This window comes from Posidoniimonas corsicana, assembly GCF_007859765.1.
GTDB classification, from domain to species: Bacteria; Planctomycetota; Planctomycetia; order Pirellulales; family Lacipirellulaceae; genus Posidoniimonas; species Posidoniimonas corsicana.
The window spans coordinates 2,613,597-2,636,165 of record NZ_SIHJ01000001.1; the positions used below are offsets into that span (position 1 = coordinate 2,613,597).

16 protein-coding genes are annotated in these 22,569 nt (G+C 68.0%); all 16 read left to right on the top strand.

Annotated features, from left to right (window positions below):
• Positions 1-49 precede the first annotated feature (49 nt).
• The 16 genes from KOR34_RS10060 (at position 50) to KOR34_RS10130 (ending at position 22,568) form a co-directional block, all read left to right on the top strand.
• Positions 50-1,990: a hypothetical protein gene (locus KOR34_RS10060; protein ID WP_146564457.1), complete on the top strand. Its 1,941-nt coding sequence runs from the start codon at positions 50-52 to the stop codon at positions 1,988-1,990.
• Between the two features lie 58 nt (positions 1,991-2,048).
• Complete coding sequence (locus KOR34_RS10065) at positions 2,049-2,996, top strand: PEP-CTERM sorting domain-containing protein (protein ID WP_197531299.1); 948 nt, start codon at positions 2,049-2,051, stop codon at positions 2,994-2,996.
• Between the two features lie 284 nt (positions 2,997-3,280).
• Positions 3,281-4,411: a DUF1559 family PulG-like putative transporter gene (locus KOR34_RS10070; RefSeq protein ID WP_146565939.1), complete on the top strand. Its 1,131-nt coding sequence runs from the start codon at positions 3,281-3,283 to the stop codon at positions 4,409-4,411.
• A 235-nt stretch (positions 4,412-4,646) separates the two neighbouring features.
• A complete protein-coding gene (locus KOR34_RS10075; protein ID WP_146564459.1) occupies positions 4,647-6,590 on the top strand; it encodes an ABC transporter ATP-binding protein in 1,944 nt (647 codons plus the stop codon).
• Between the two features lie 33 nt (positions 6,591-6,623).
• On the top strand, positions 6,624-7,286 hold the full coding sequence (locus KOR34_RS10080; protein ID WP_146564460.1) for a hypothetical protein: 663 nt from the start codon (positions 6,624-6,626) through the stop codon (positions 7,284-7,286).
• Between the two features lie 25 nt (positions 7,287-7,311).
• A complete protein-coding gene (locus tag KOR34_RS10085) occupies positions 7,312-8,340 on the top strand; it encodes a glycosyltransferase family 2 protein (protein WP_146564461.1) in 1,029 nt (342 codons plus the stop codon).
• 38 nt (positions 8,341-8,378) lie between these two features.
• Positions 8,379-9,404 carry a glycosyltransferase family 8 protein gene (locus KOR34_RS10090; protein ID WP_146564462.1) on the top strand — a complete coding sequence of 342 codons (1,026 nt, stop codon included), beginning with the start codon at positions 8,379-8,381 and terminating at the stop codon, positions 9,402-9,404.
• Between the two features lie 181 nt (positions 9,405-9,585).
• A complete protein-coding gene (locus KOR34_RS26625) occupies positions 9,586-9,732 on the top strand; it encodes a hypothetical protein (RefSeq protein ID WP_197531300.1) in 147 nt (48 codons plus the stop codon).
• A 450-nt stretch (positions 9,733-10,182) separates the two neighbouring features.
• The gene (locus tag KOR34_RS10095; RefSeq protein ID WP_146564463.1) at positions 10,183-11,229 is read left to right on the top strand and encodes an AAA family ATPase; all 1,047 of its coding nucleotides are present in this window, start codon (positions 10,183-10,185) and stop codon (positions 11,227-11,229) included.
• Positions 11,230-11,258: 29 nt separating this feature from the next.
• Positions 11,259-12,179: a DUF58 domain-containing protein gene (locus KOR34_RS10100; RefSeq protein WP_146564464.1), complete on the top strand. Its 921-nt coding sequence runs from the start codon at positions 11,259-11,261 to the stop codon at positions 12,177-12,179.
• Entirely contained in the window at positions 12,176-14,242 is a 2,067-nt protein-coding gene (locus KOR34_RS10105; RefSeq protein WP_146564465.1) for a BatA domain-containing protein, read from the top strand. Before KOR34_RS10100 ends, KOR34_RS10105 begins: the two co-directional genes overlap by 4 nt.
• Entirely contained in the window at positions 14,239-16,434 is a 2,196-nt protein-coding gene (locus KOR34_RS10110) for a hypothetical protein (protein WP_146564466.1), read from the top strand. Before KOR34_RS10105 ends, KOR34_RS10110 begins: the two co-directional genes overlap by 4 nt.
• A gap of 47 nt (positions 16,435-16,481) precedes the next feature.
• Positions 16,482-19,748: a hypothetical protein gene (locus KOR34_RS10115; RefSeq protein WP_146564467.1), complete on the top strand. Its 3,267-nt coding sequence runs from the start codon at positions 16,482-16,484 to the stop codon at positions 19,746-19,748.
• Positions 19,745-20,686: a hypothetical protein gene (locus tag KOR34_RS10120; protein ID WP_146564468.1), complete on the top strand. Its 942-nt coding sequence runs from the start codon at positions 19,745-19,747 to the stop codon at positions 20,684-20,686. Before KOR34_RS10115 ends, KOR34_RS10120 begins: the two co-directional genes overlap by 4 nt.
• Positions 20,683-21,510: a hypothetical protein gene (locus tag KOR34_RS10125; protein WP_146564469.1), complete on the top strand. Its 828-nt coding sequence runs from the start codon at positions 20,683-20,685 to the stop codon at positions 21,508-21,510. Before KOR34_RS10120 ends, KOR34_RS10125 begins: the two co-directional genes overlap by 4 nt.
• Positions 21,507-22,568 (top strand): squalene--hopene cyclase, encoded by a 1,062-nt coding sequence (locus KOR34_RS10130; RefSeq protein ID WP_197531301.1) that lies wholly within the window; start codon positions 21,507-21,509, stop codon positions 22,566-22,568. Before KOR34_RS10125 ends, KOR34_RS10130 begins: the two co-directional genes overlap by 4 nt.
• The last annotated feature ends 1 nt before the right edge of the window (position 22,569 follow it).

Sequence of the window (22,569 nt, forward strand, 5' to 3'; positions counted from 1 at the left end):
GCAATCTGCGAATTATCTACCGCCATTGCCGCAGTTTGCGTAACGCCTCATGACAGCACCTTCGACCAACCTGGAAAAGTATCACATGGTTTGTGCGCGACTCTTAACAGCCAACGCGGCGCTGGTCCTGCTGCTTTCTTCTACCGCGGTGCTCGCGGTCCCCTACGCTTCCCAAGTACGCAATACGTCGGGCAACAGCTGGGAGTTCGTCCTGAACGAGTCGGCGGACTCGATCACGATTCTCCGCGACGGCGCCAACCCGGTCTCGCTCAGCAGCCCCGCGGCCGGTCGCCACACGTTCGACATGACCGGTTTCAATGACTTCGAGATTCAGGTCGCTAAGGACGCCCCGAAGGCGTGGACCGAGCTATCGGACGCCAGCAACCTGCACACCTACTACTTCCGCCCCAACGGCGTCGTAGTGAACCAGGACCCATCGAGTCCTTACTTCGGCACTGTTTACATCTCGCACCCCCTGCCGGTCGCCGAGATCCCCAACGTCACCCAACGGGCGATGGGCGAGGGCATCTACTCGTTGTCGGCAGACCTGATTAGTGTGGATCTGGCCAACAACTTCGCCGCCCAGACCAACGCGAACGACGCGTCGCTCGCCAAGCTCCCGACGGGCTGGTCGACCGCCAACAATGGGGGCTCGTCTCCCTGGCAGATCGCGCTGGACGACTCTGGCAACCTGATCGCGTCGGACTTTTCCGATCAGCACGGCGGATTCAAGTACGCCGACCCTAACTTGGTGAACGGCGGGTTGGTGCTGCGGTTCGAGGACGGCGACCGGGCGGCCGGCCTGTTCCTCAATGGCAACAACGAGGAGGTTCACGGCTCGATTCAGTCGAAGCCGATGGTCACAGGCACGGTTGGCGTCGACCTGACAATCTGGGGCGTTGACGAGGACCTTGATATCGACGGCGATTCGTTCACCTCTTCGGACGACGCCTACAGCGTGTGGCGGTGGGACGCCGGATCGCAGACCAACTACGACGGCGCGCCGGCCCTAGAGATCGCATCCACAGCGATCGACGTCGACGAGGCGCTCTGGTTCAGCATCAGCGTCGACGGCATCTACCACGACGCCCACTACGAGCCGCAGTTCAACAAGTTCTACCTCACGCAGTCCCGCACCCACGGCAACGAGTCGTCGCTGATCATCGTCACACCGGACGGCGTCGACGGCATGAGCCCGACCATCGAGTTCGCGTCGAAGCAGTGGTCCATCGACAATGACCTGGACGGCAACAACTCGAACGTGGAGGAGCTGGGCGGCGGAATCCAGGACATCTTCCGTTCGTTCGGGTCGCTGACCATCGCGCCGGACGGCTCGAAGATGTACGTGCACCTGGCCGAGCAGTTTACCGACGACGATATCGATGGCGGCGACGGCAATAACCCGTTCCTGGGTGCCGGCAGCGTCGTTGGCGGCGGCGGCATCCTGGTGATCCCGCTCGACGAGAACGGCCTGCCCGTCATCGATGTCGACGACAACGGCACCCCCGGCGACACCAGCGACGACTTCATCACCAACATCGAGTCGATCGACATCGAAGGGCAGCTGTCGCGGCATGTCCGGGCGCCTATCTCGTTGGACGCCGCCGGCAACGTCTACGTGACGAACAACATCTCGGAGCTGCTGCAGGTGTTCAGCCCGGGAGGCAACACGCTGGCGATCACCGGCTCTGACGGCTCGTTCATCGTGACCGAGCCCGGGGTAGGCCTAGCGGGCGACTACAACAACGACGGCGTCGTGGACGCCGCCGACTACACCAACTGGCGCGACACGCTGGGCGACAGCGTCGCCACCGGCGACGGCGCCGACGGCAACGGCAATGGGGTCATCGACTCGGGCGACTACGACGTCTGGCGCGACAACTACGGCGCTTCGTCGTCCGCGGCCGCCGGGACCGGCGTCGCCCCCGAGCCGGCGGCCGCCGTGCTGCTGCTGGTGTCGTCGCTGATGGGGATCAAACGACGGAGATAAGGCTTCACCTTTGCAGGCGTACTTCCTTGTTAAGTCTTTTTTGGGAGAGTTTCTAATGATGAGCACATCGCTGAGGTTTGCGACTCTGGCGTCGCTGACCTTTTTTTTGGCGGCCCCGGCGGACGCGGCCGAGTTGTTCCGAGACGAGCTAGCGAGCGGGGCCGGCTGGGGCATCAACTCGTTCGGTGATGGCGACCACGCCGCCACCTTCGGCTACGACTACAGCGCCGACGGAATCCCTGAGGCGCCGAACAGCCAGGGAGGCGACACCGCCACTTCGGGAGTGAAGGCGGTCGCCAACACCGACAGCGGCTCGGCTGCCGCGGCGGGTTTCACCCTCTACCCGACGGGCCAGAGCTTCTCGGGCTCGTACCAGCTGCGTTTTGACACTTGGACCAACTACGACGTTGACGAGCGGATCAATGGCGGCTCCGCCGGCACCACCGAGTTCATCGGCGGCGGCGTGGGCTACGACGACACCTCCGCCGATATCGGCGTTGGCGCGCAGATCATCGCCACCAACGATGGCGGCTCCGGCAGCGACTGGCGCGCGTTCGCGGACGGCTCGTTCCTCGCCAACGAGGACATGACCGGCGGCAGCCGCAATGGGTTTGTGGGCCACTACGCCAATTTCCTGCCCGGGGTCGCTCCTCCGGGGAGCCAGCTCCAACTTTCGTTCCCGCCCGGAACCGCAGGCAGCCCCGGCTTCCAATGGGTGACCTTCGAGATCAACACGAATGTCGACGCGGGCAGGGCCATCGTGACGCTGGAGAAGCCCGACGGTACGCGTCGTGAGATCGTCCGAATCGACCAGCCCTACACGTCCGATGGCAATATCGGCCTGTACTACGCGGACCTATTCTCGTCGGTGACTTCGCGTCCCGACCTGACTTTCGGCATCTTCGACAACGTCGTGGTGTCGTCGATCGACGTGCCGGAGCCGGCGACCGGCCTGCTGGTCGCAATCGGCGGTTGCCTGGCGGCGGTGCGTCGTCGCGTCCGCTAACCGTTCGGCTGCCTTAGTTTTTGCACTCGCCCGCACGGGCGCTCAGGCGAGCGCCCGTGCGGTTTGTTTTCGGTTCCCTGCAGGCTCGATTCGGGACGCCGAACGACGAATCAACAGGGGCTAGACGGCTTTTGGTGTGTGCGCGAAAGTGAGAAATGCTTACGAACTATTGTCTTGCTGATTCTCTCCCCGGCGGGTTAGTTTGACACTACAGAGTTCGGGCGGAGGTTCGTTCACGTGTCCCGCGGGTCACGCATTTATCCGGAGCAAGAAAGCTGTCTGCTATGCCTCGCCAATCTATCAACTCATCAGTCAACCAGCGGTTCAGGCCGGCATTCACCCTCGTCGAACTGCTGGTGGTGATCGCGATCATCGGCGTGTTGATCGCTCTGCTGCTGCCTGCCGTGCAGGCGGCCCGCGAGGCGGCCCGTCGGACGCAGTGTAAGAACCAGCTAAAGCAGATCGGCCTCGCGTCGATTCTTCACGTTGACACGCACAAGTACTTCCCGTCCGGGGGCTGGGGCGGAAAGTTCTACGCCGATCCAACGCGGGGCTATGGAAAAGATCAGCCGGGCAGCTGGTACTACAGCGTGTTCAGCTACCTAGAAGAGAACTCGCTCCGCGATCTGGGCAAGAACACAACCGTTGGTTCTCAGCAGTGGCGTGACGCCATCACTCAGCTGATCGCAACCCCGATCGACGTCTTCAACTGCCCAAGTCGTCGCACGGTCGCGATCGGCGTTCAGTCCGGTTCGCTGGCGCCCGAATTTACATTCATCAGCGGCAAGACCGTCGCGCTTGGCGATTACGCGGGCAACAGCGGGGACTCGCAGAAGCATGCGGTGGACGGTTTCTCGGGCAACAATATCCCCGCCCCGACCTCATTGGCAGCGGCGTCGGGCTTCGACTGGCCGAACACAACAAGCCCAGAGATCGCAGCTCGCCGCGGGGGAACCTCGCCTAACGACAACTTCCAGTCGGGCGTGATCGGGTACCACAGCGAGACCAAGCTGCGGCAGGTGTCTGATGGCACCTCGCACACCTACTTGGTGGGCGAAAAGTACGTCCCCAGCGACGCTTACGACGGCAACGATATCGTGTCGAACAACGGTCGCTATGGCGACAATCAGTCAATGTACGCGGGCTACGAGTGGGACAATCAACGCACTGCCTGGAGGCCGGGAATCACCAGTTTCTACTCCGGTTCGGTTGATGCCGACTGGCAACCGGCCCAGGATTCGCCGAGTGGCGACAGCGCCGTTAGGCCGCTCGTCGCCTTCGGCAGCCCCCACGCCGGCGGCCTGAACATGGTGTTCTGCGACGGCTCGGTGCAGACGGTCTCGTACAACATCGACCCCGACGCCCACCGGTTCCAGGCCAACCGCCAGGACGGCGAGGTCATCCCCGAGAGCTAGCACCGCTGGCCTCGCGGCCGAGCTCCCTGAGATCCAACCCAGCGGCCCGCCTTAGGCGGGCCGCTGTTTTTGTTGGCAGGGCGGTAAGACCGATAGGTGGGGCGTCTTGGCGGGCGCTCGTTGCGGACGCTTGCAGATTGCCGCCAGGCGGCGTTGACGCCAGCGGCGAGTTCTGGAACATTCCCGGCCGTCCCACCGCTCTCCTACCGCGATCCGGCTCTCCCGCTGCTGCCCGATGAAGTACTTCCTGCAGGCTTTGAAAGAAGGCGGGCGGCTGTGGCCGTACCTAGTGGGGGCATTCGCCTGCTCGCTGCTGGTGGCCGCGCTGTGGGGCGCCAACATCGCGGCGCTCTTCCCCCTGATCGAGACCACCCTAAGCGGCAAGTCCGCCCAGCAGTGGAACCTGGAGGCTCTAGCCGAGGCCGAGCGGGCGTTGGCGGAGAACTCGGAGCAGCTCGCCGCTGTGGAAGTGCAGCTGCAGCAGGCGCCCGCCGCAGAACGCCCAGCGCTGCGCCTGCAGGCGGACAAGCTGGGGGTCGAGGTCGAGGTTAACCGCGCGTCGGTCGCGTCGGCCGAGTGGGTCCGCGACAACGTCGCGGCCTGGCTGCCAAACAAGCCCTTCGAAACCATTGCCTGGGTGGTCGCGTTGGTTTTCCTGGGCACGCTGCTCCGGGTGGCGCTGGTGCTGGCCAACGCGATCCTGGTGGGGTGGGTGTCCGAGAGCATCGTGCGGGACATCCGCAGCCGCGTGTTCAACAAGGCGCTGGAACTCGACCCGGCGAGCTTTCAGGCCTACGGGATCAGCGGCGTGCAGGCGCACATCACCCACACCGCCGACATGCTTGCGCACGGGATCACCAGCGTGTTCAGCGGCGCCGTGAACGAGCCATTGAGGATCGTGTCGTGCCTAGTGGGCGCGATGATGATCTCGTGGCGGCTGACGCTGGCGTCGCTGCTGCTGGCGCCGCTCGCCGCCTGCCTGATCTACTGGCTCAACCGTCAGGTGCGCGGCCTGTCGACGAAGATGCTCGACCGCTCGCTCGGTTTCTACCACATCGCGCTCGACGTGCTGGGGTCGCACCAAGCGGTCCAGTCGAACACGATGGAGCCCTTCGAGCGCGACCGGTTCCACGCTTCCACCGGCGAGATGCAGAAGATCGCGTTGGTCGCAAGGTTCTACGCGGCGCTCGCCAGCCCGCTGACCGAGCTGCTCGGGATCGGCATGCTGTGCACCGGCCTACTGACTTCTTCGTACCTGGTGCTCAACCAGGAGACCTCGATCTTCGGGATCCCGATGACCTCGGCGCCGCTTAGCGTCCCGGCGGTCACGGTCTTCCTGGGGTTCCTGATCGGCGCCGCGGACCCGCTTCGGAAGCTGTCCCGCGTTATCGCCGGCATCAACAGCGGCATGGCCGCCGCCAACATCATCTACCCGCTGCTAGAGCGGGACCACTGGATCCGCGACCCCGAGGGCGAGCCCCGGCAGGTGGGGCGGATCAAGACCATCGAGTTCCGCGACGCCGTGTTCAGCTACGACGGAAGCACCGAGGTGCTGCGGGGCGTGAACCTGACCATCCACGACCGCGACCGGATCGCCATCGTCGGGGTGAACGGGTCGGGCAAGAGCACGCTGGTGAACCTGATCTGCCGCTTCTACGACGTGACCGGCGGCGACGTGCTGATCAACGGCTGCACGACTAGGCTGTTCGCGCTGGCCGACCTGCGGTCACGGTTCGCGGTGGTCGGCCAGAAGGCGGAGCTGTTCAACGAGAGCGTGATGCACAACATCCGCTACGGGCGGTGGGACGCCACCGACGAGGAGGTCGTCGCCGCGGCCAGGATGGCGCGCGCCCACGAGTTCATCAGCGAGATGCCCGAGGGCTACCAGACCGTGATCGGCACCGACGGGCGCCGCCTGAGCGGCGGCCAGCGGCAGCGTCTGGCGCTCGCCCGCGCGTTCCTGCGGGACGCGGAGGTGCTGATCCTGGACGAGGCGACCAGCCAGATCGACGTGGACAGCGAGCGCCAGATCCACGAGGCGCTCGCCGAGTACGGGCATGACCGAACAATTGTTTTTATCACCCACCGTGAGAGCACGCTGTCGCTTGCCACGCGGGTGGTCCGGATGGAATCGGGCCGAGCGGTGGAGGTTGACATGGGCACGCTGCACGCGGCCTGACACGCGGCGATACGCCAAGGAAAGGAACTCCGAATGAGCGTCTCAACAAGCGCTACCCTCACCCCGCCACAGAAGATTGTGCGGGAGTGTGTCCGACCGTTCCGGCAGCTGCGCCGGCGGATCAGCGCCACGGCGCCCGCCGTAGCGCCGCCTCCCGCGCCGCAGGTTATGGCCGGCATCCAGGGCTTCCACCCGCTGGACTGCACGGTCGAGCCGGAGGGCGTCGAGCTGATCAAGACGCTGACCCGCGAGTCGCGCCAGCACCCCGGCCCAATCATCGAGATCGGCACCCTCCTGGGCGTCACCGCGACGCACATGGCGTTGGCCAAGGCGCCGGAGCAGAAGATCATCACGGTCGACAACTACTGCTGGAACCCCTGGGGGCTGCTGCCCGATGTCCAGCACGACCTGGCCCGGCAGGTGCTCTACTACCTGATCGAGTCCGGCGACGTTCAGCAGCTCCGCGAGGACAAGAACAAGTACTTCGAGGAGTACGACGGCCCCGCGCCGGCCATGGTGTTCCTCGACGCCATGCACGACTACGTCGAGACCAAGAAGGACATTGAGTGGGCGCAGCGCGTCGGGGCCAAGATCATCGCGGGCCACGACTACTGCGACAAGTTCCCGGGTGTGATCCAGATTGTCGACGAGTGCGGCGGCCCCAGCCGCCTAGGCGGCACCGTCTGGGTCCTCTAGCCGCAAGACGCAAACGGGAGATACCGTGGACACGCTACACTTTGAGTCCCCGTCGGTTGAGGGGTTGGTGTCGGTTGTTATTCCGACCCGCAACGGCGACGCGTACATCGGTGCGGCGCTCGATTCGATCGCCGCGCAGCAGTACGACCGCTGGGAGGTGCTGGTGATCGAGGACGGCTCGCATGGCGAGACCGAGTCGATCGTGCGTGGGTTCGCCGACGCCCACCCGGGCCACCGCGTTCACTTCCAGCGAAACTCCGAGTCCCGCGGCGCCGCATACACCCGGAACCGGTGCTTCGAGCTCGCCGCCGGCCAGTTCGTGGCGTTCCTCGACTGCGACGACCGGTGGCTGCCCAGCCACCTGCACGCCTGCGTGTCGGCGCTCAACGACTCGGGCGACGACGTCGCGTACTCGGCCGCCGCGATGTTCGAGGACGGCACCGACCACATGCTGGGCTTCTGGGGCCCCAATCACGACGAGGTCAACCGGTTCCCGCACTCGCTGCTGGGACGCAGCTTCGTGACCCCCTCGGCTACCGTGGTGCGGAGGAGCGTGATCGAGGACGTGGGGGCGTGGCGCACCGACTTCCGCTTCTGCGAGGACGCGGACTTCATGCTCCGCGCGGCCAAGCTCGCCAAGCGTTTCCGCTGCGTGGGCGGCGTGCACTGCCTGTACCGCAAGAGCCACCAGGGCGCCACAACCCAAAAGATCGCCGGCACCATCGAGGAGTACGCGACACTCTCCAGCTGGCACCTCGACATGCCCGGCGGCAGCGACCGGCAGGCCCGCCGCGCCGTGGCCGCGTCGTACGCGGTGTCCGCGATGATGCACGCCAAGAACCACACTCAGGCGGACCCCTCGGCCACCCGCTCGCGGGCGGCGCCGCTGTACCTGCAGGCCTGGCGTCTGCGGCCCGGGCGTATCGGTTACCTGCTGAAGGCTGCGCGCTACGCCGCGACCAAGGGGTGGTCCGGCAACGACAACCTGCCCGCCCCACCGCGGGGCGTCGCGCCAGCCGCCTCATCTGTTCCGCCCGCCAGGGCCGCCGCGTGACGCGACCATCAAGCCGAACCGCACCGAGGACAACCACCATGCTCAGCGCTACCAACAACGAAGTGGTCGCCGCCACCGGCGCCGACGAGGGCTACGCCCTGCCGCTGGCCGTCACGGTGCGGTCGGCGATCGACTCGCTCAGCGCCGACGCGCGGCTGCGTCTGTTTATTATCGACGGCGGCCTTTCCCCGGAAACCCGCGACCGCCTGGAGGCGTCATGGCAAGACCCACGCGTCTGCATTGAGTGGGTCGACCCGGACATCGGCGCAGTAGAGCACCTCCCGGTCAGCGATCATGTGAGCACGACCTGCTACCTCCGCCTCATGCTCCCCGAGTGCCTGCCTGGGGACATTGGCAAGCTGATCTACTTCGACGCGGACATGCTTATCCGCCGCGACCTGACAGAGCTGTACGCGGAGCCACTGGGGGACGACCTGGCGCTCGCCGTGCAGGAGATGACGGCCCCCTGGATCGACAGCGAGCTCGCTACCGCCGACTATCCCCGCCGCCACCCCTACCTGTCGGCGGCGCGGCCGGTCGCCAATTACCGCGAGCTAGGCCTGCGGCCCGAGGCGATGTATTTTAATTCGGGCCTGCTGGTGATCGACGCCGCCCGCTGGCGGCGCGAGGACGTTGGCGGCCGGGTGTTCGACTGCCTGGAGGCGAACCGCGACCATGTGCTGTGGTGGGACCAGTACGGATTGAACGTGGTGCTGTCCGACCAGTGGCGGGCGCTCGACCCCCGCTGGAACCAGACCGCCGGTGCCTTCGCCTACCCCTCCTGGCGGGAGAGCCCGCTGGGTGAGGAAGCGTTCCGCAACCTGCGTCGCGACCCGTGGATCGTGCACTACTGCTCGCCCACGAAGCCGTGGCACTACTTCTGCGACCACCCTTTCCGCAAGGACTTCTACCGCGCGGTCCGACGCACCGAGTGGCGCGACTGGCGCCCCGAGCGGCCCGAGGGCGTGCTGCCGCTCGGGTACGAGTTCTACCGCCAGAAGCTCCAACGCGAGTTCAAACGGGTGCGGGCGTCGACGATCGGCCGGCTGCGCCGCGCCGCGTGACAAGGGGCCGGACGCAACGTGTTTGGGGGCGAATCGCCTGTCGGCGGGTGCGTTGCAACTGTCGTCGCAGTGACTGTCGCTGAACAAGTGCAGCCCGCGCACCGGGGATCCGGCTGTCAGGAGTTCCCCCGTGGATGGATGCCGATAGCTGCCGATCTACTGGCTGTCGTTTGCGATCCCGGTGACCTTCTCTATCGAGGTCCTCCGCGGTGTGATCCTCCGCGGCGCAGGGCTGCTGGACCTGCTGCCATCGGTTGTCGGGCTGACGGTGTGCTGCCTGGTGGCGCTGTCGATCAGCGTCGGACGGTTCTGCAAGCAGTTGGACTGACGTCCCCCCCGTTCGAGAGGGGCGTCGGGGCTTTTTCGTTGTTTCTTTCGGCCGGCTGAGAACCGTCGGCTGCTGGGGTGCGTCTGAACCCTATCCGCGCTGCGGCCGAGGGGGAGGCTTCTCGATCCACGGTGCGTATGCCCAGTACTTTCTCCGTGACACTTGCTTGCAAAAACTCCCGAGAACCGCGATCCGGCGGACCAGATTTTGGGTCGGCTGGCGAATAAGAGGAGCCTGGCAAACGAAGCAAGGTAGCGGCCGGTCTTCTCTTAATTATTAGAGTGAAAGTCGGCTTCGAATCGTCTATACAGGGGGCATGCCCGGCCGGCGCCAGCCATCCGGCGCAAGGAGCTGCGTGGCGCGCAACGCTGACGACTGCCCGGTCGCAGGCCAGGGCCCGCCTCTACCCCCGCGGACACACCTCACCCTCCTTCCTCCCGGTCCTGCCCTATGACTCAGATGTACGATCCGGCCTCGGTGAGCAACTCCGCTCCGCACACGCTGAGCGAGGACGACGTCCAGGGCGTCGACCACCTGCGCGAAGCCTACAGCCGCCTGCGCGAGGAGCTGGGCAGGGTGATCGTTGGCCAGCGTGACGTGATCGAGCTCTTGGCGGTCTGCCTGTTCGCCCGCGGGCACTCACTGTTGATGGGCGTGCCGGGCTTGGCCAAGACGCTCCTGGTCAGCAAGCTCGCGGAGACCATGTCGCTCCGCTTCAGCCGCATCCAGTTCACGCCCGACCTGATGCCGATGGACATCACCGGCACGGACATCCTGCAGGACACGGGCGACGGCCGCCGCACCTTCGAATTCGTGCACGGTCCGGTGTTCGCCAATGTTGTGTTGGCCGACGAGATCAACCGCGCCCCGCCGAAGACGCAGGCCGCCATGCTCGAGGCGATGCAGGAGGGACGCGTCACCGCGGTCGGCAAGACCTTCACCCTCGACGCCCCGTTCTTGGTGCTGGCCACTCAGAACCCGGTCGAGCAGGAGGGCACCTACCCGTTGCCCGAGGCGCAGCTCGACCGGTTCATGTTCCTGATCGAGCTCGACTACCCGTCCAGCGAGCAGGAAGAGATCGATATCGCGCGCAGCACCACCGGCGACGCGCTCCCGACGCTGGACCACCTGATGGACGCCGCTGAGATCATCCGTCACCAAGATCTGGTGCGGCGGATCCCAGTGCCCGACCACATCTACACCTATGCCGCGCGGCTAGTGCGGCGGACGCGTCCCAACCACCCCGACGCGCCCGAGTGGTTGAAGCCGCTGGTCGCCTGGGGCGCCGGCCCCCGCGCGGTGCAGAACCTGATCCTCGGCGCCAAGGCACGGGCCGCCCTGAACGGCAGCTACATGGTGCGGCTGGAGGACGTGGAGGAGGTGGCCGCGCCCGTGCTGACGCACCGCGTCATCACCACGTTTGCGGCCCAGGCCGAGGGGCTCGACGCCAAGAGCGTCGTCCGCCGGCTCGTTGAGGAAGCCGACACCGACCGATAGCCCCCGCGTCCCAGGACCTCCACGGTTCTATGCCCGCCGACGACCAATCGCGATCGTTCCTGGAGCCCGCCGTGCTGGCGCGGCTGGCGGGCGTGCCGCTCATGGCCCGCCGCGCGATGCAGGGGAATGTCTCCGGCAAGCACCGCAGCCCCCACCGCGGTGCGAGCGTCGAGTTCGCCGAGTACCGCAAGTACGTCCCCGGCGACGACCTCCGCCGGCTGCACTGGCGCGCGCTGGGGCGGACCGGCAGGGAGTACGTCAAGGAGTTTGAGGCCGACACCAACCTCCGCTGCTGCCTGGTGGTCGACACCAGCGGGTCGATGCGGTTCGGGTCGCACCAGAACGGCGGGCTCAGCAAGATTGACTACGCCCGCCGGCTGGCCGGGACGCTCGGCTACCTGGCAGTTCAGCAGGGCGACGCGGTCGGCCTGAGCTGCGTGTCGGACAAGGTGGTGACCGACGTGCCCGCCCGCCGCAACCCGGCGCACCTGCGGCACGTGTTCGACACGCTGGAGCAGATCCGCCCCGCCGGCGGAACCAGGCTCGTGCCCGTGCTGCACGAGCTGGCCGAGACCATCCGCCAGCGGGCGCTGGTGGTGGTGATCTCCGACCTGTTTGTCGAGCCGGGCGAGCTGCGCGAGTGCTTCGAGCACCTGCGGTTCCGCAACCACGACCTCGCCGTGTTCCACCTGCTGGACCAGCAGGAGCTGGACTTCGACTTCAATCGGCCGATGCGGTTTGTCGACATGGAGGGCGGGACCAGCATCCTGGCGGAGCCGACCGAGATCGCCGACCGCTACCACAAGGCGCTCACCGCCTACCTGACCGGGCTCAAGACCACCGTGCTCGAAACGGGCGTCGACTACCACGCCGTGCGCGTCGACCAGCCGTACGAGCAGGCGTTGATGCGGTTCCTGGTGCAACGCACGCAGAGGGCCGGCGCCAGATGAGCTTCCTCCAGCCATGGCTGCTGTGGGCCCTGCCGATCGCCGGCCTGCCGATCCTGATCCACCTGGTGAACCAGCGTCGGTACCGCACGGTGGAGTGGGGCGCGATGCAGTTCCTGCTGTCGGCCAACCAGATGTCGCGCGGCTTCGCCCGCATCCGGCAGTGGCTGATCATGGCGATGCGGGTGCTGGCGATCGTGGGTCTGATCGTGGCCATCAGCCGCCCGCTGGCCAGCGGCTGGCTGGCGCTGACCGCCGGCGGCAAGGCGGACACCACGGTGGTGCTGCTGGACCGGTCGCCCAGCATGCAGGCGCAGACCAACGGGGTCTCGAAGCTCGACTCGGCCCGCCGCCAGCTGGCCGACGCGCTCGGCACGCTGGGCTCCAACCGCTGGGTGCTGATCGACAGCGCGACCGCGGCTCCACAAGAGCTCGAGTCACCGGTGGCGTTGCTCGAGTCGCCCGACGCGACCGGCGTCAGTTCATCGGCCGACCTGCCGGCCATGATGCAGACGCTCTACGATTACATCAAAACCAACAACCCGGGCCGCACCGAAGTGTGGATCGCGTCGGACCTCAGTGAGAACGACTGGCAACGGGACAACGGGCGGTGGGCATCCTTGCGAGACGCGTTGGTCGAGTTCCCTCAGGAGGTGCGGTTCCACCTGCTGAACTACGCCGACGACTCGACCGCCAACGCCGCCGCGGCGAACCTAGCGGTCCGCGTCACCGACGCCCGACGCGTCGAGGCCGCCGGCGGCGCCGAGCTGCTGCTGTCGGCGGTCGTCACCCGTGACGCGTCGGGGACCGGCGAGCTGCCGCCGGTCAGCCTGCCGCTGCAGTTCGAGATCGACGGCGCCCGCACCCAGATGCAGATCGAGCTGGTCGGCGCCAACTTCGAGCTCAAGGACCACCGCATCCCGCTGGCCGGCGACACGCAGCGCGGTTGGGGACGCGTGAGCCTGCCGGCCGACGCCAACCCGGCCGACGACAGCGCGTACTTCGTGTTCGACGAGCCGCCCGTCCGCCGCACGGTAGTGGTGGCCGACAACGCCGACGAGGTGCGTCCGCTGACGCTGGCGGCATCGATCTCCCCCAACGCGGCCCTGGCCGAGGCCGAGGTCTTCCCGCCGGACTCCCTGCAGACGCTCGCCTGGGAGGAGCTGGCGCTGGTGGTCTGGGCGGCGGAGATCCCAACCGGCAAGACCGCCGCCCAGCTCACCCGCTTCGTCCAGCGCGGCGGCCAGCTCGTGCTGCTGCCGCCAACCGACCCAGCGGGCGAGCAGCTATTCGGCGTGCGGTGGCAGGCCTGGCGCCAGCCGCCCCAGCCGCTGACGCCCGACAACTGGCGGGGCGATCACGACCTGCTCGCCAACACCCAGAGCGGCGCCGCCCTGCCGGTCGGACGCTGGAAGGTGGCGCGGTACTGCTCGCTCGAGGGCGAGTGCAGCACACTGGCGAGCCTTCCGGGCGGCGCGCCACTGCTGGCGCGGGCGCCCACGGATGCGGGCGGCGTCTATTTCCTGGCGACCTCCACCGCGCCGACGGACTCCACGCTCGCCGCCGATGGCGTGGTGCTGTACGTGGCGATGCAGCGGGCCATCGCCGAGGGGCTCCGCGTGCTCGGCGACACCCGCAGCCAGCCGGCCGGCCCCGCCCTGCCCGCCGCGGGCGAGGACTGGCGCCGCGTGGCGGGCGACGCATCGCCTGCCGGCGAGGAGGTCCTCTCAACCGCCTACCGCCACCACCAGGGCGTCTACGCCGCGGGCGACAAGCTGACCGCCATCAACCGGCCGCTCGCGGAGGACCACCCGGTCCCGCTCGCCGAGGGCGATGTTGAGCGGCTGTTTGCCGGGCTAGACTTCGACCAGGTCGACACGCAACCGGGCGGCGACAACCAGCTGGTGCACGAGATCTGGCGGCTGTTCCTGGGCGCGATGATGTTGGCCCTGACCATCGAGGCCGGGCTCTGCCTGCCGCGGGTCACGAAGCCGAGCTCGCAGTTCGTGTCCGCGGTCAAGGCGCCGCCAACCGCCGCCAAGCCGGCGCTGGAGGAGGTCGCATGAGCTCTACCAGCTCCCTGCTGTTCCAGACCGGGCCGGTGACCATCGCGCTGGCCGTGCTGTCGGTCGCGGCGACCGCTGCGTTCGGCTTCCTCGCCTGGCGCCGCAGCGGCGGCCGCCGATCGATCGCGCTGCTGGAGCTGCTCCGCCTAGGCCTGGTGATCGCCGCGGCCATCCTGTTCAACCAGCCGGAGTGGATCGAGGAGTTCCGGCCCGACAGCAAGCCGACCGTGGCCGTGCTGTGGGACGACTCGGTCAGCATGCAGACCCGCGACGTGGTCGCCGCCGACCGCCCCGGCCAGCCGGCGACCCGCGCCGAGAGCATCGAGTCGCTCACCGACGCCCAGTTCTGGTCCGACCTGACCTCGCAGTACAATGTGGTGCTGACGCCGTTCTCGTCCGCCACGGGCCAGACTTCCAGCGACCTGCACGCGCCGCTGGCCGACGCCGTCACGCAGCACGACCAGCTGCGGGCGGTGGTGCTGGTGTCCGACGGCGACTGGAACGCCGGCGCCCCGCCGGTCGACGCCGCCACGCGGCTGCGGCTGCGCGAAACGCCCGTGTTCACGATCCCGATCGGCAGCCCCACGCGGCTGCCCGATGTGGAGCTGGTGAGCCTCGACGCGCCCACCTTCGGCATCGCTGGGAAGCAGGTGCGGATCCCGATCACCATCGACAGCTCGCTGCCGCAGGACTACCTGGCCAGCGTGCAGCTCAAGACCTCCTCCGGTCAGACAATCGACAAGCAGGTGCGGATCGGCGCCATGAGCCGCTCGACCGACACCATCGTCTGGAAGCCCGAGCAGACCGGCGACTACACGCTGACGGTCACGATCCCCGACCACGGCGACGAGCAGATCCTCACCAACAACCAGGCGTCGGCCCCGATCGCGATCCGCGAGGAGAAGCTCCGCGTGCTGGTGGTCGAGTCCTACCCGCGGTGGGAGTACCGCTACCTTCGCAACGCCCTGTCCCGCGACCCGGGCGTCGAGGTGTCGTGCCTGCTGTTCCACCCCGGCCTAACGAAACAAGGTGGCGGCAATGCCGACTACATCAAGGAGTTCCCCTCCGGGCTCGACGAGCTCGCGCAGTTTGACGTGGTGTTCCTGGGCGACGTCGGCTGCTCGGCCGATCAGCTCACCACCGAGCAGTGCCGGCTGATCAAGGGCCTCGTGGAGCACCAGGCGAGCGGCCTGGTCGTGATGCCCGGCTGGCAGGGCCGGCAGATCAGCCTGCTGGACACCGAGCTTGCCGACCTGTACCCGGTGCAGCTCGATCCCACGCAGCCCGACGGCTGGGGGTCGCGCACGCCCAACCACTTCCAGCTTACCGAGACCGGCCGCCGCAGCCTGCTGACCAAGCTGGCCGATACCCGCGACGAGAACGCCGAGATCTGGGCCGGCCTGCCCGGCTTCCAGTGGTACGCACCGGTGCTCCGCGCCCGGCCGGGCAGCGAGGTGCTGTGCGTGCACGAGTCGGCCTCCAACCAGTACGGCCGGCTGCCGCTGCTCGCCACCCGCACCTTCGGCGCCGGCAAGGTGCTGTTCATGGGCACCGACGGCGCCTGGCGGTGGCGCAAGGGCGTGGAGGACAAGTACCACTACCGGTTCTGGGGCCAGGTGGTGCGGTGGATGGCGTACCAGCGGAACATGGCCCGCGGCGAGACCATGCGGCTGTACTACTCGCCGGACCAGCCGCAGCTGCGGCAGACGTTAACCATTAACGCCAATGTGATGGACAACTCGGGCGAGCCGCTGGCCGAAGGCGAAGTGGTCGCGCGGATCACGGCCCCCTCCGGCAAGGCCAAGACCGTGCGGTTTCAGTCCACCGGCGGCGAGTGGGGCGCGTTCAGCGGGCGCTTCACCAGCGCCGAACCCGGCAAGCACCAGGTCACGCTCAGCGCCAAGCAGACCGGCGCCGTGCTCGAGGCCTCGTTCTACGTGCAGGGGGACCTGGCGGAGAAGATCGGCCAGCCCGCCCGCATCGAGGTGCTCGAAGAGATCGCCCGCGTCAGCCGCGGCAAGACCATTGCGATCGACAAGGCCGAGGACGCGATCCGGCGGCTCACGGCCCTGCCCGAGCCGCCCCCCACGATCCGCCGGCTGCAGCTCTGGAGCAACCCGTTGGTCGCCGCGGCGATCGTGACCCTGCTCGGCGTGTTCTGGGTCTTGCGGAAAGCGGTGGGGCTGATCTGATGACGATTACGGATTTTCCCAAGGCAACCTAACAAGCGGCGACAATCATGAACACGGATGATGACAAACTGGTCGTCCCTGATTCGCTCGCGACGCAGCTGCGAGACTACCGCCGGCGGGTCTGGGCGCTGAAGCTCACCGAGGCGGCCGCCATCGCGCTGTTCGCCGTGGGCTGCGCCTACGCCGCGGTGTTTGTCCTCGACCGCCTGTTCGACACCCCGGCCGCGGTGCGGGCGGCGGTGTTCGCCGCTGCGCTGGCCGGTTGCGCGGTGCTGCCGTGGTTCCTGCACCGCTGGGTGTGGCGGCGGCGGACGCCGGCTCAGCTCTCGCGGCTGCTCAGCCGCCGGCTCCCACGCCTGGGCGATCAGCTGCTGGGGGTGATCGAGCTGGCCGAGAACCGCGCGGAGCAGCACCGCTCGCACCGGCTGGTCGGCGCCGCCATCCAGCAGACCGCCGAGGACGCTGCGCGGAGCGACTTTGCCCAGGCCACGCCGCCGTCGCGGCGGGTGTTGTGGGGCGGGCTGGCGGCGTTGTTCGCGGCGGTCGCGATCGGCCTGCTGGCGTCCTACCCGGCCGCCGCCCGCAACGCCTGGGCGCGGTTCCTGCAGCCCTGGGGCGGCACGGCCCGCTACACGTTCACCGCGGTGAAGCCGCTGCCGGCCGAGCTGGTCGTTGCGCACGGCGAGCCGTTCCAGCTCGATGTCGCGCTCACGAAGGCCACGGAGTGGCGCCCCGAGTCGGCCGAGGCCCGCATCGGCAAGCAGCGGCCGGTCAGCGCGTCGCTGGCGGACGACCGGTACGAGCTGGCGCTGCCGCCGCAGATCGGCGAGGACCAGATGCGCGTCCGCGTGGGCGACGCCACCCACCGCGTATGGGTCAAGCCGACCGTACGGCCGGAGCTGACGGGGCTCACCGCCCACGTCAAACTGCCCGACTACCTGGGCCGCGACGAGCCGATCGAGAAGGAGATCCGCGGCGGCGCGATATCGCTCGTCAGGGGCAGCCGCCTGAGCGTGGACGCGGTCGCCAGCCGCGCGCTCAAGTCGGCCACCGTCGACGGCGCAGCCCGCGAGCCGCGCGACGCGTCGTTCAGCGTCCCGGAGATGCTGGTCGACGAGTCGCGTCAGACGGAGCTGGCGTGGGTGGATGAGCTCGGCCTGTCGGGCGCCGACCCGCTGCAGCTCACGGTCTCGGCGTTGGCCGACGAGCCTCCGGCGCTGATCGTCGACAACCTGCCAACCCAGGAGGTGGTGCTGGAGTCGGAGCTCCTAAACTTTACCGTCCGTGCGCGGGACGACTTCGGCGTGCAGCGGGTCGGCTTCCAGTGGACCAGCCTGCCGATGTCCCGCGGCGAACCGGTCCACGGTGAGCGCCTGCTCGCCGCCGGCGACCACCACGCCGAGACGCTCGACGCCCAGGGCGTGTTCTCGGCTAAGTCGCTCGGCATCACGCCGCAGCCGCTGGAGGTTCGGGCGTTCACGGAGGACTACTTCCCCGAGCGGGGCCGCGTGTACTCGCCGCCGCACGTGCTGTACGTGCTGACGGCCGATCAGCACGCGATCTGGATCACCGAGCAGCTCAGCAAGTGGCACCGCCAGGCGCTGGAGGTCCGCGACCGCGAGATGCAGCTGTACGAGGAGAACCGCGCCCTCCGAGCACTGGCCGCCGACCAGCTCGACCAGGACGACGCCCGGCAGAGGATCAACAAGCAGGCCGCGGCCGAGCAGGCCAACGGCCGCCGGCTGCGCCGGCTCACCGCCGCCGGCGCCGAGCTGGTCCGCGAGGCCTCGCGCAACCAAGAGATCGGCGTCGGCCACATCGACCGCTGGGCGGAGATGCTCAAGCTGCTGGACGACATCTCGGCCAACCGGATGCCGTCGGTCGCCGACCTGCTGAAAGAGTCGTCGCAGGCGCCCAAGGTCGCCAGCAGCGGGCAGCCCTCGGCGCCGCACGCCGGCAAGTCGCGCGACTCTTCCGGCGGCAAGCCCGCGGAGATGGACCCGGACTCGAAGCCCAAGCCGGCGGCGCCGACGATCGCGGACCGGGAGTCGAGCCAGCGCGGCCCCAGCGACAGCCAGGACGACGCCGCGGGCGGGAACAAAAAGAAGAACTCCGGCGCCAAGCTGACCTTGCCGGTCACCACCGTCGCCGGTTCGCCGAAGAAAGGCGACCCGCCGCCCGCGCAGAACCCGGCCGGCCAAAAGATGGAGGAGGCCGTCACCGAGCAGCGCGACCTGCTGGCCGAGTTCAGCAAGATTGCCGACGAGCTCAACGAGATCCTCGCCAATCTTGAGGGCAGCACGCTGGTCAAGCGGCTCAAGGCCGCCTCGCGCGAGCAGTACCAGATCGCCGGCGACCTGGGGCTCAATCTGCCCAACACGTTCGGCATGATCAAGCAGCGGTTCGGCGAGAAATCGACCAAGGCCCTGAAGAACGCCGGTGAGCGGCAGGCCGACAGCGAGCTGCAGGTCTCGTACATCATGGACGACATGCACGCCTACTACGAGCGCCGCCGCATGGCCCGCTTCAAGCTTGTTCTCGACGAGATGCGCGAGGCCGAGGTGCTGCAGGGGCTCCGCCGCGTGGCGGACGACATCCCCAAGAAGCAGGGGCTGGCGATCGCCCAGGGCGAGTTCTGGTCCGACACGCTCGACCGCTGGGCCGATGACCTGGTTGACCCCGCCTGTTCCGGCGAGTGCCCGGGCGGCGCCTCGCCGGAGAGCCTGCCGCCGTCGATCGTGCTCGAGGCAATGCGGATCCTCGAGGCCGAGATCGGCCTGCGGGAAGAGACCCGCGTCGCCGAGCAGTCCCGCGCGGCCGTCCAAGAAGCCGCCTACGGCGAGGAGGCCAGCCGCCTGAGCATCACGCAGATGGAGCTCGAGCAGCGGGTGGTGGCCCTCGGCGAGCGGATCCTCGAGCTGGAGGACGCGCAGCAGCACTTCTCCAAGGAGCTGAAGCTGCTGCTGAACGTCTCGATGGTGATGGCCGACGCGACCGACATCCTCGCCGAGCCCGACACCGGCAGCCTGGCCATCGCCGCCGAGACCGAGGCGATCGAGCTGCTCCTGCGGTCCAAGAAGCTCAACCCGAGCGGTGGGGGTGGCGGAGGCTCCTCTCCCGGCGGCGGGGGCGGCGGCGATACCGACACGCCGGCCCTGGCGCTGGTCGGACAGGGCGTGAACGAGCAGGAGGTCCGCGAGGACCGCGGCGTCACGCAGGTCAGTGGCGACTCCGGCCCGCAGCTGCCCGCGGAGTTCCGCGCCGGCCTTGACGAGTACTTCAGCCGGCTCGACAACCCCGGGGGCGTGCAATGATCCAAGCCCTCTCAACCGCAACCGACCGGCGCCTCGGGGTGCTGGCGGTGCTGCTCGCGATCGCCTGCTGCCGGGGAGCCGACGCAGAAGACGTTCTCTTCCTGGAAGGGGCCGTGGATTTCGATGTCTATGCGGCGCCCGCCCTGGCGGCGCCCGCAGAAGAGCAACCCGTCGAGGGCAAAGACGACGATGGACTCAACGCGCAGGCCAAGGCGCTGCTGCAGCAGTACCGGCCGATCTACATGTCGAAGCTGAGCGGCCACCTCTACGCCCTCCGCGAAGTCTGCAACCCGACACGCGAGCAGCAGGAGCAGCTGCTGGAGAGCTCGCAGGCGGCGCTGGAGAAGGCGGTCCGCGAGTATGCCAAGCAGATGGCGGCCGGCAAGATCAACCGGGGCATTGTTGTCATCAACGGCATGGCGCAGATGCAGGGCCAGTCCGAGCCGTGGGACGCCGTCCGCAACGAGCTGGACAAGTCGATAGCCGAGCACCTCACGGAGGACCAGCTCGCCCTCTACAAACAGGACGCCCGCGACCGCCGCGAGTTCCGCCGCCAGGCCGCGGCCACCAACCTGGTTAGCGCGATCGATAAGCAGTTGAGCCTGACCGAGGAGCAGCGGGACGCGGTTCACGCGTCACTCTTGAAGAGCTGGCAAGAGTCGTGGGAGGTGGCGGTCCGCGGCCTGCTGCAGAGCCCGCAGTACCTGCCCCAGCTCCCCGACAAAGTGATCGTGCCGCACCTCAACGCCAACCAGAAGAGCGTCTGGAAAGCCGCGCAGCGGCACGGACCGGTGTTCTTCGGCGACAACGGGTTCATGGGGCACGGCGGCCTGCAGGTACAGCCGTTCGAGCCGCAGGACCCGCGGCCTGAGCAGGACCAGCCGCGGGGGGGCAACGCCGCCCGCCCGCAGTCAACCGATGGGGGGGCCGAGGCATGATCAGCAGCCTCCGATGGTCGATCGCGCTGGCGCTGACCGCCGTGGTCCTTGCCCCGACAGCACGGGGTGAGGACGACGGCTGGGTCGACATCGTGGAGGAGCCGAAGCAGCAGAACGACTGGATCGTCCAGCCAGAGCAGTTCGACAACTGGGTGTTCCAGACCGCGCAGTCCGTTGAGGGGCAGCGCGACGTATTCGGCAACAAGCTCGACCTCGCGTTGGAGCAGCTCGGCCAGTCGTGCACGCTGACGGAGGCGCAGGAGCTCAAGCTCCGCCTGGCTGGCCAGATGGAGATCGAGCGCTATTTCCAGCGGTACAACCAGGTCAAGGATCACTACATCAAGACCAAGCCGGGGCAGGACGAGTTCAACGAGGTCTGGCAGATGATCCAGCCGCTGCAGCAGGCCGCACAGGCCGGGTTGTTCGGCGCCGACTCGCTGGTCAGTCGGGTGGCCCGCGGCACGCTCGACCCGGAGCAGCTCGCCGCGCACCGCCGGCTGCAGAACCAGCGGCGGGCCTACCGCTACCGGGCGCTGATCCAGGCCTACGTCATGATGCTTGAGGAGCACCTGCCGCTCACCACGCGTCAGCGGGAAGGTCTGATCGGGCTGATCGAGGGCTCCACGCTGCCGCCCAACCGGTTCGGCGAGACCGACCAGTACTACATCATGCACCAGGCGAGCACCGTGCGGCGGCATGAGATTGTAGAGTTGCTCGAGGGCCCGGTCGGTGAGGGGGTCGCCAACGCGCTGCAGACGGGCCGGGGCTACGAGAGCCACCTGGAGAGCCAGGGGGTCCGCCCCTACAGGGAGGACGACGAATGAACGTTCCGCGAATCAACCCACGCCTCGCGTGGCAGTGGTGCGTCGCGGCGGCGCTCGCCGTGTGCACTGCGCCGGCATTCTCGCAGCCGCCGCTGGCCATGCACGGCGAGGCCGTGCCGCGCGACGTCCGCGAGATGTACGACCGGGGCCTGCAGTACCTGGCCGGCGTGCAGACCGAGCAGGGGGGCTGGGGAGGCAGCTACCAGGGCGCCGGCACGACCGGCATGGCAGTGATGGCGATGCTGGCCTCGGGCGAGGACCCGAACTTCGGCGTGTACAGCGGGCACCTCCGCCGCGCGCTGCGCAGCATGATCCAGCAGCAGGACGCCAACACCGGCTACTTCGGCGGCAGCATGTACCACCACGGCTTCGCCATGCTCGGCCTGGCCGAGGCCTACGGCGCCGTCGACGACCGCGACCTCTGGCCCGCCGGCGGCGGCGAGAAGCGATCGATCGGCGCCGCGCTGGAGCTGGCGGTGCGCGGCGCGCTGACCTCGCAGCAGGGCAACCCAACCTCCGCCTGGCGGTACTCTCCCCAGGCCAACGACGCCGACACCTCCGTCAGCGGCGCCGTGCTGATGGGGCTGCTGGCCGCGCGGAACGCCGGCATCGAGGTGCCCGACAAGGCCGTCAACAGCGCCATCGAGTACTTCTCGAACATGACCAGCGAGAACGGCATGGTGGGCTACTCGGGAGGGTTCGGCTCCGGGTTCGACGAGTCGCTCGCCCGGATCTCAATCGCCACGCTGGTGTACTCGGTCGCGCGGCGCAAGGACCTGCCGGAGTACGACGCCACGCTCAAGCACCTCAAGCAGAACCTCGAGAAGACCGGCGCCGGCCACTACCAGCAGTACACCGACTACTACGAGGCCCAGGCGCTCTTCCAGGGCGACATCGAGGCCTGGGAGAAGTGGAACAAGCTGCTGGTGCGGCGGCTCAAGGACTCGCAGCGGGACGACGGCGCCTTCCCCGGGCAGCTCGGCCCGGAGACCAGCACCCAGCTGTCGCTCTTGGCTTTGGCGCTCAACTACCGGTTCCTCCCCATCTACGAGCGGTGAC

Excerpts from the sequence above, each read along its gene's own strand:
- KOR34_RS10060 (WP_146564457.1), top strand. The coding sequence starts at position 50 with ATGACAGCACCTTCGACCAACCTGGAAAAGTATCACATGGTTTGTGCG.
- KOR34_RS10065 (WP_197531299.1), top strand. The coding sequence starts at position 2,049 with ATGAGCACATCGCTGAGGTTTGCGACTCTGGCGTCGCTGACCTTTTTT.
- KOR34_RS10070 (WP_146565939.1), top strand. The coding sequence starts at position 3,281 with ATGCCTCGCCAATCTATCAACTCATCAGTCAACCAGCGGTTCAGGCCG.
- KOR34_RS10075 (WP_146564459.1), top strand. The coding sequence starts at position 4,647 with ATGAAGTACTTCCTGCAGGCTTTGAAAGAAGGCGGGCGGCTGTGGCCG.
- KOR34_RS10080 (WP_146564460.1), top strand. The coding sequence starts at position 6,624 with ATGAGCGTCTCAACAAGCGCTACCCTCACCCCGCCACAGAAGATTGTG.
- KOR34_RS10090 (WP_146564462.1), top strand. The coding sequence starts at position 8,379 with ATGCTCAGCGCTACCAACAACGAAGTGGTCGCCGCCACCGGCGCCGAC.
- KOR34_RS10095 (WP_146564463.1), top strand. The coding sequence starts at position 10,183 with ATGACTCAGATGTACGATCCGGCCTCGGTGAGCAACTCCGCTCCGCAC.
- KOR34_RS10100 (WP_146564464.1), top strand. The coding sequence starts at position 11,259 with ATGCCCGCCGACGACCAATCGCGATCGTTCCTGGAGCCCGCCGTGCTG.
- KOR34_RS10105 (WP_146564465.1), top strand. The coding sequence starts at position 12,176 with ATGAGCTTCCTCCAGCCATGGCTGCTGTGGGCCCTGCCGATCGCCGGC.
- KOR34_RS10110 (WP_146564466.1), top strand. The coding sequence starts at position 14,239 with ATGAGCTCTACCAGCTCCCTGCTGTTCCAGACCGGGCCGGTGACCATC.
- KOR34_RS10115 (WP_146564467.1), top strand. The coding sequence starts at position 16,482 with ATGAACACGGATGATGACAAACTGGTCGTCCCTGATTCGCTCGCGACG.
- KOR34_RS10120 (WP_146564468.1), top strand. The coding sequence starts at position 19,745 with ATGATCCAAGCCCTCTCAACCGCAACCGACCGGCGCCTCGGGGTGCTG.
- KOR34_RS10125 (WP_146564469.1), top strand. The coding sequence starts at position 20,683 with ATGATCAGCAGCCTCCGATGGTCGATCGCGCTGGCGCTGACCGCCGTG.
- KOR34_RS10130 (WP_197531301.1), top strand. The coding sequence starts at position 21,507 with ATGAACGTTCCGCGAATCAACCCACGCCTCGCGTGGCAGTGGTGCGTC.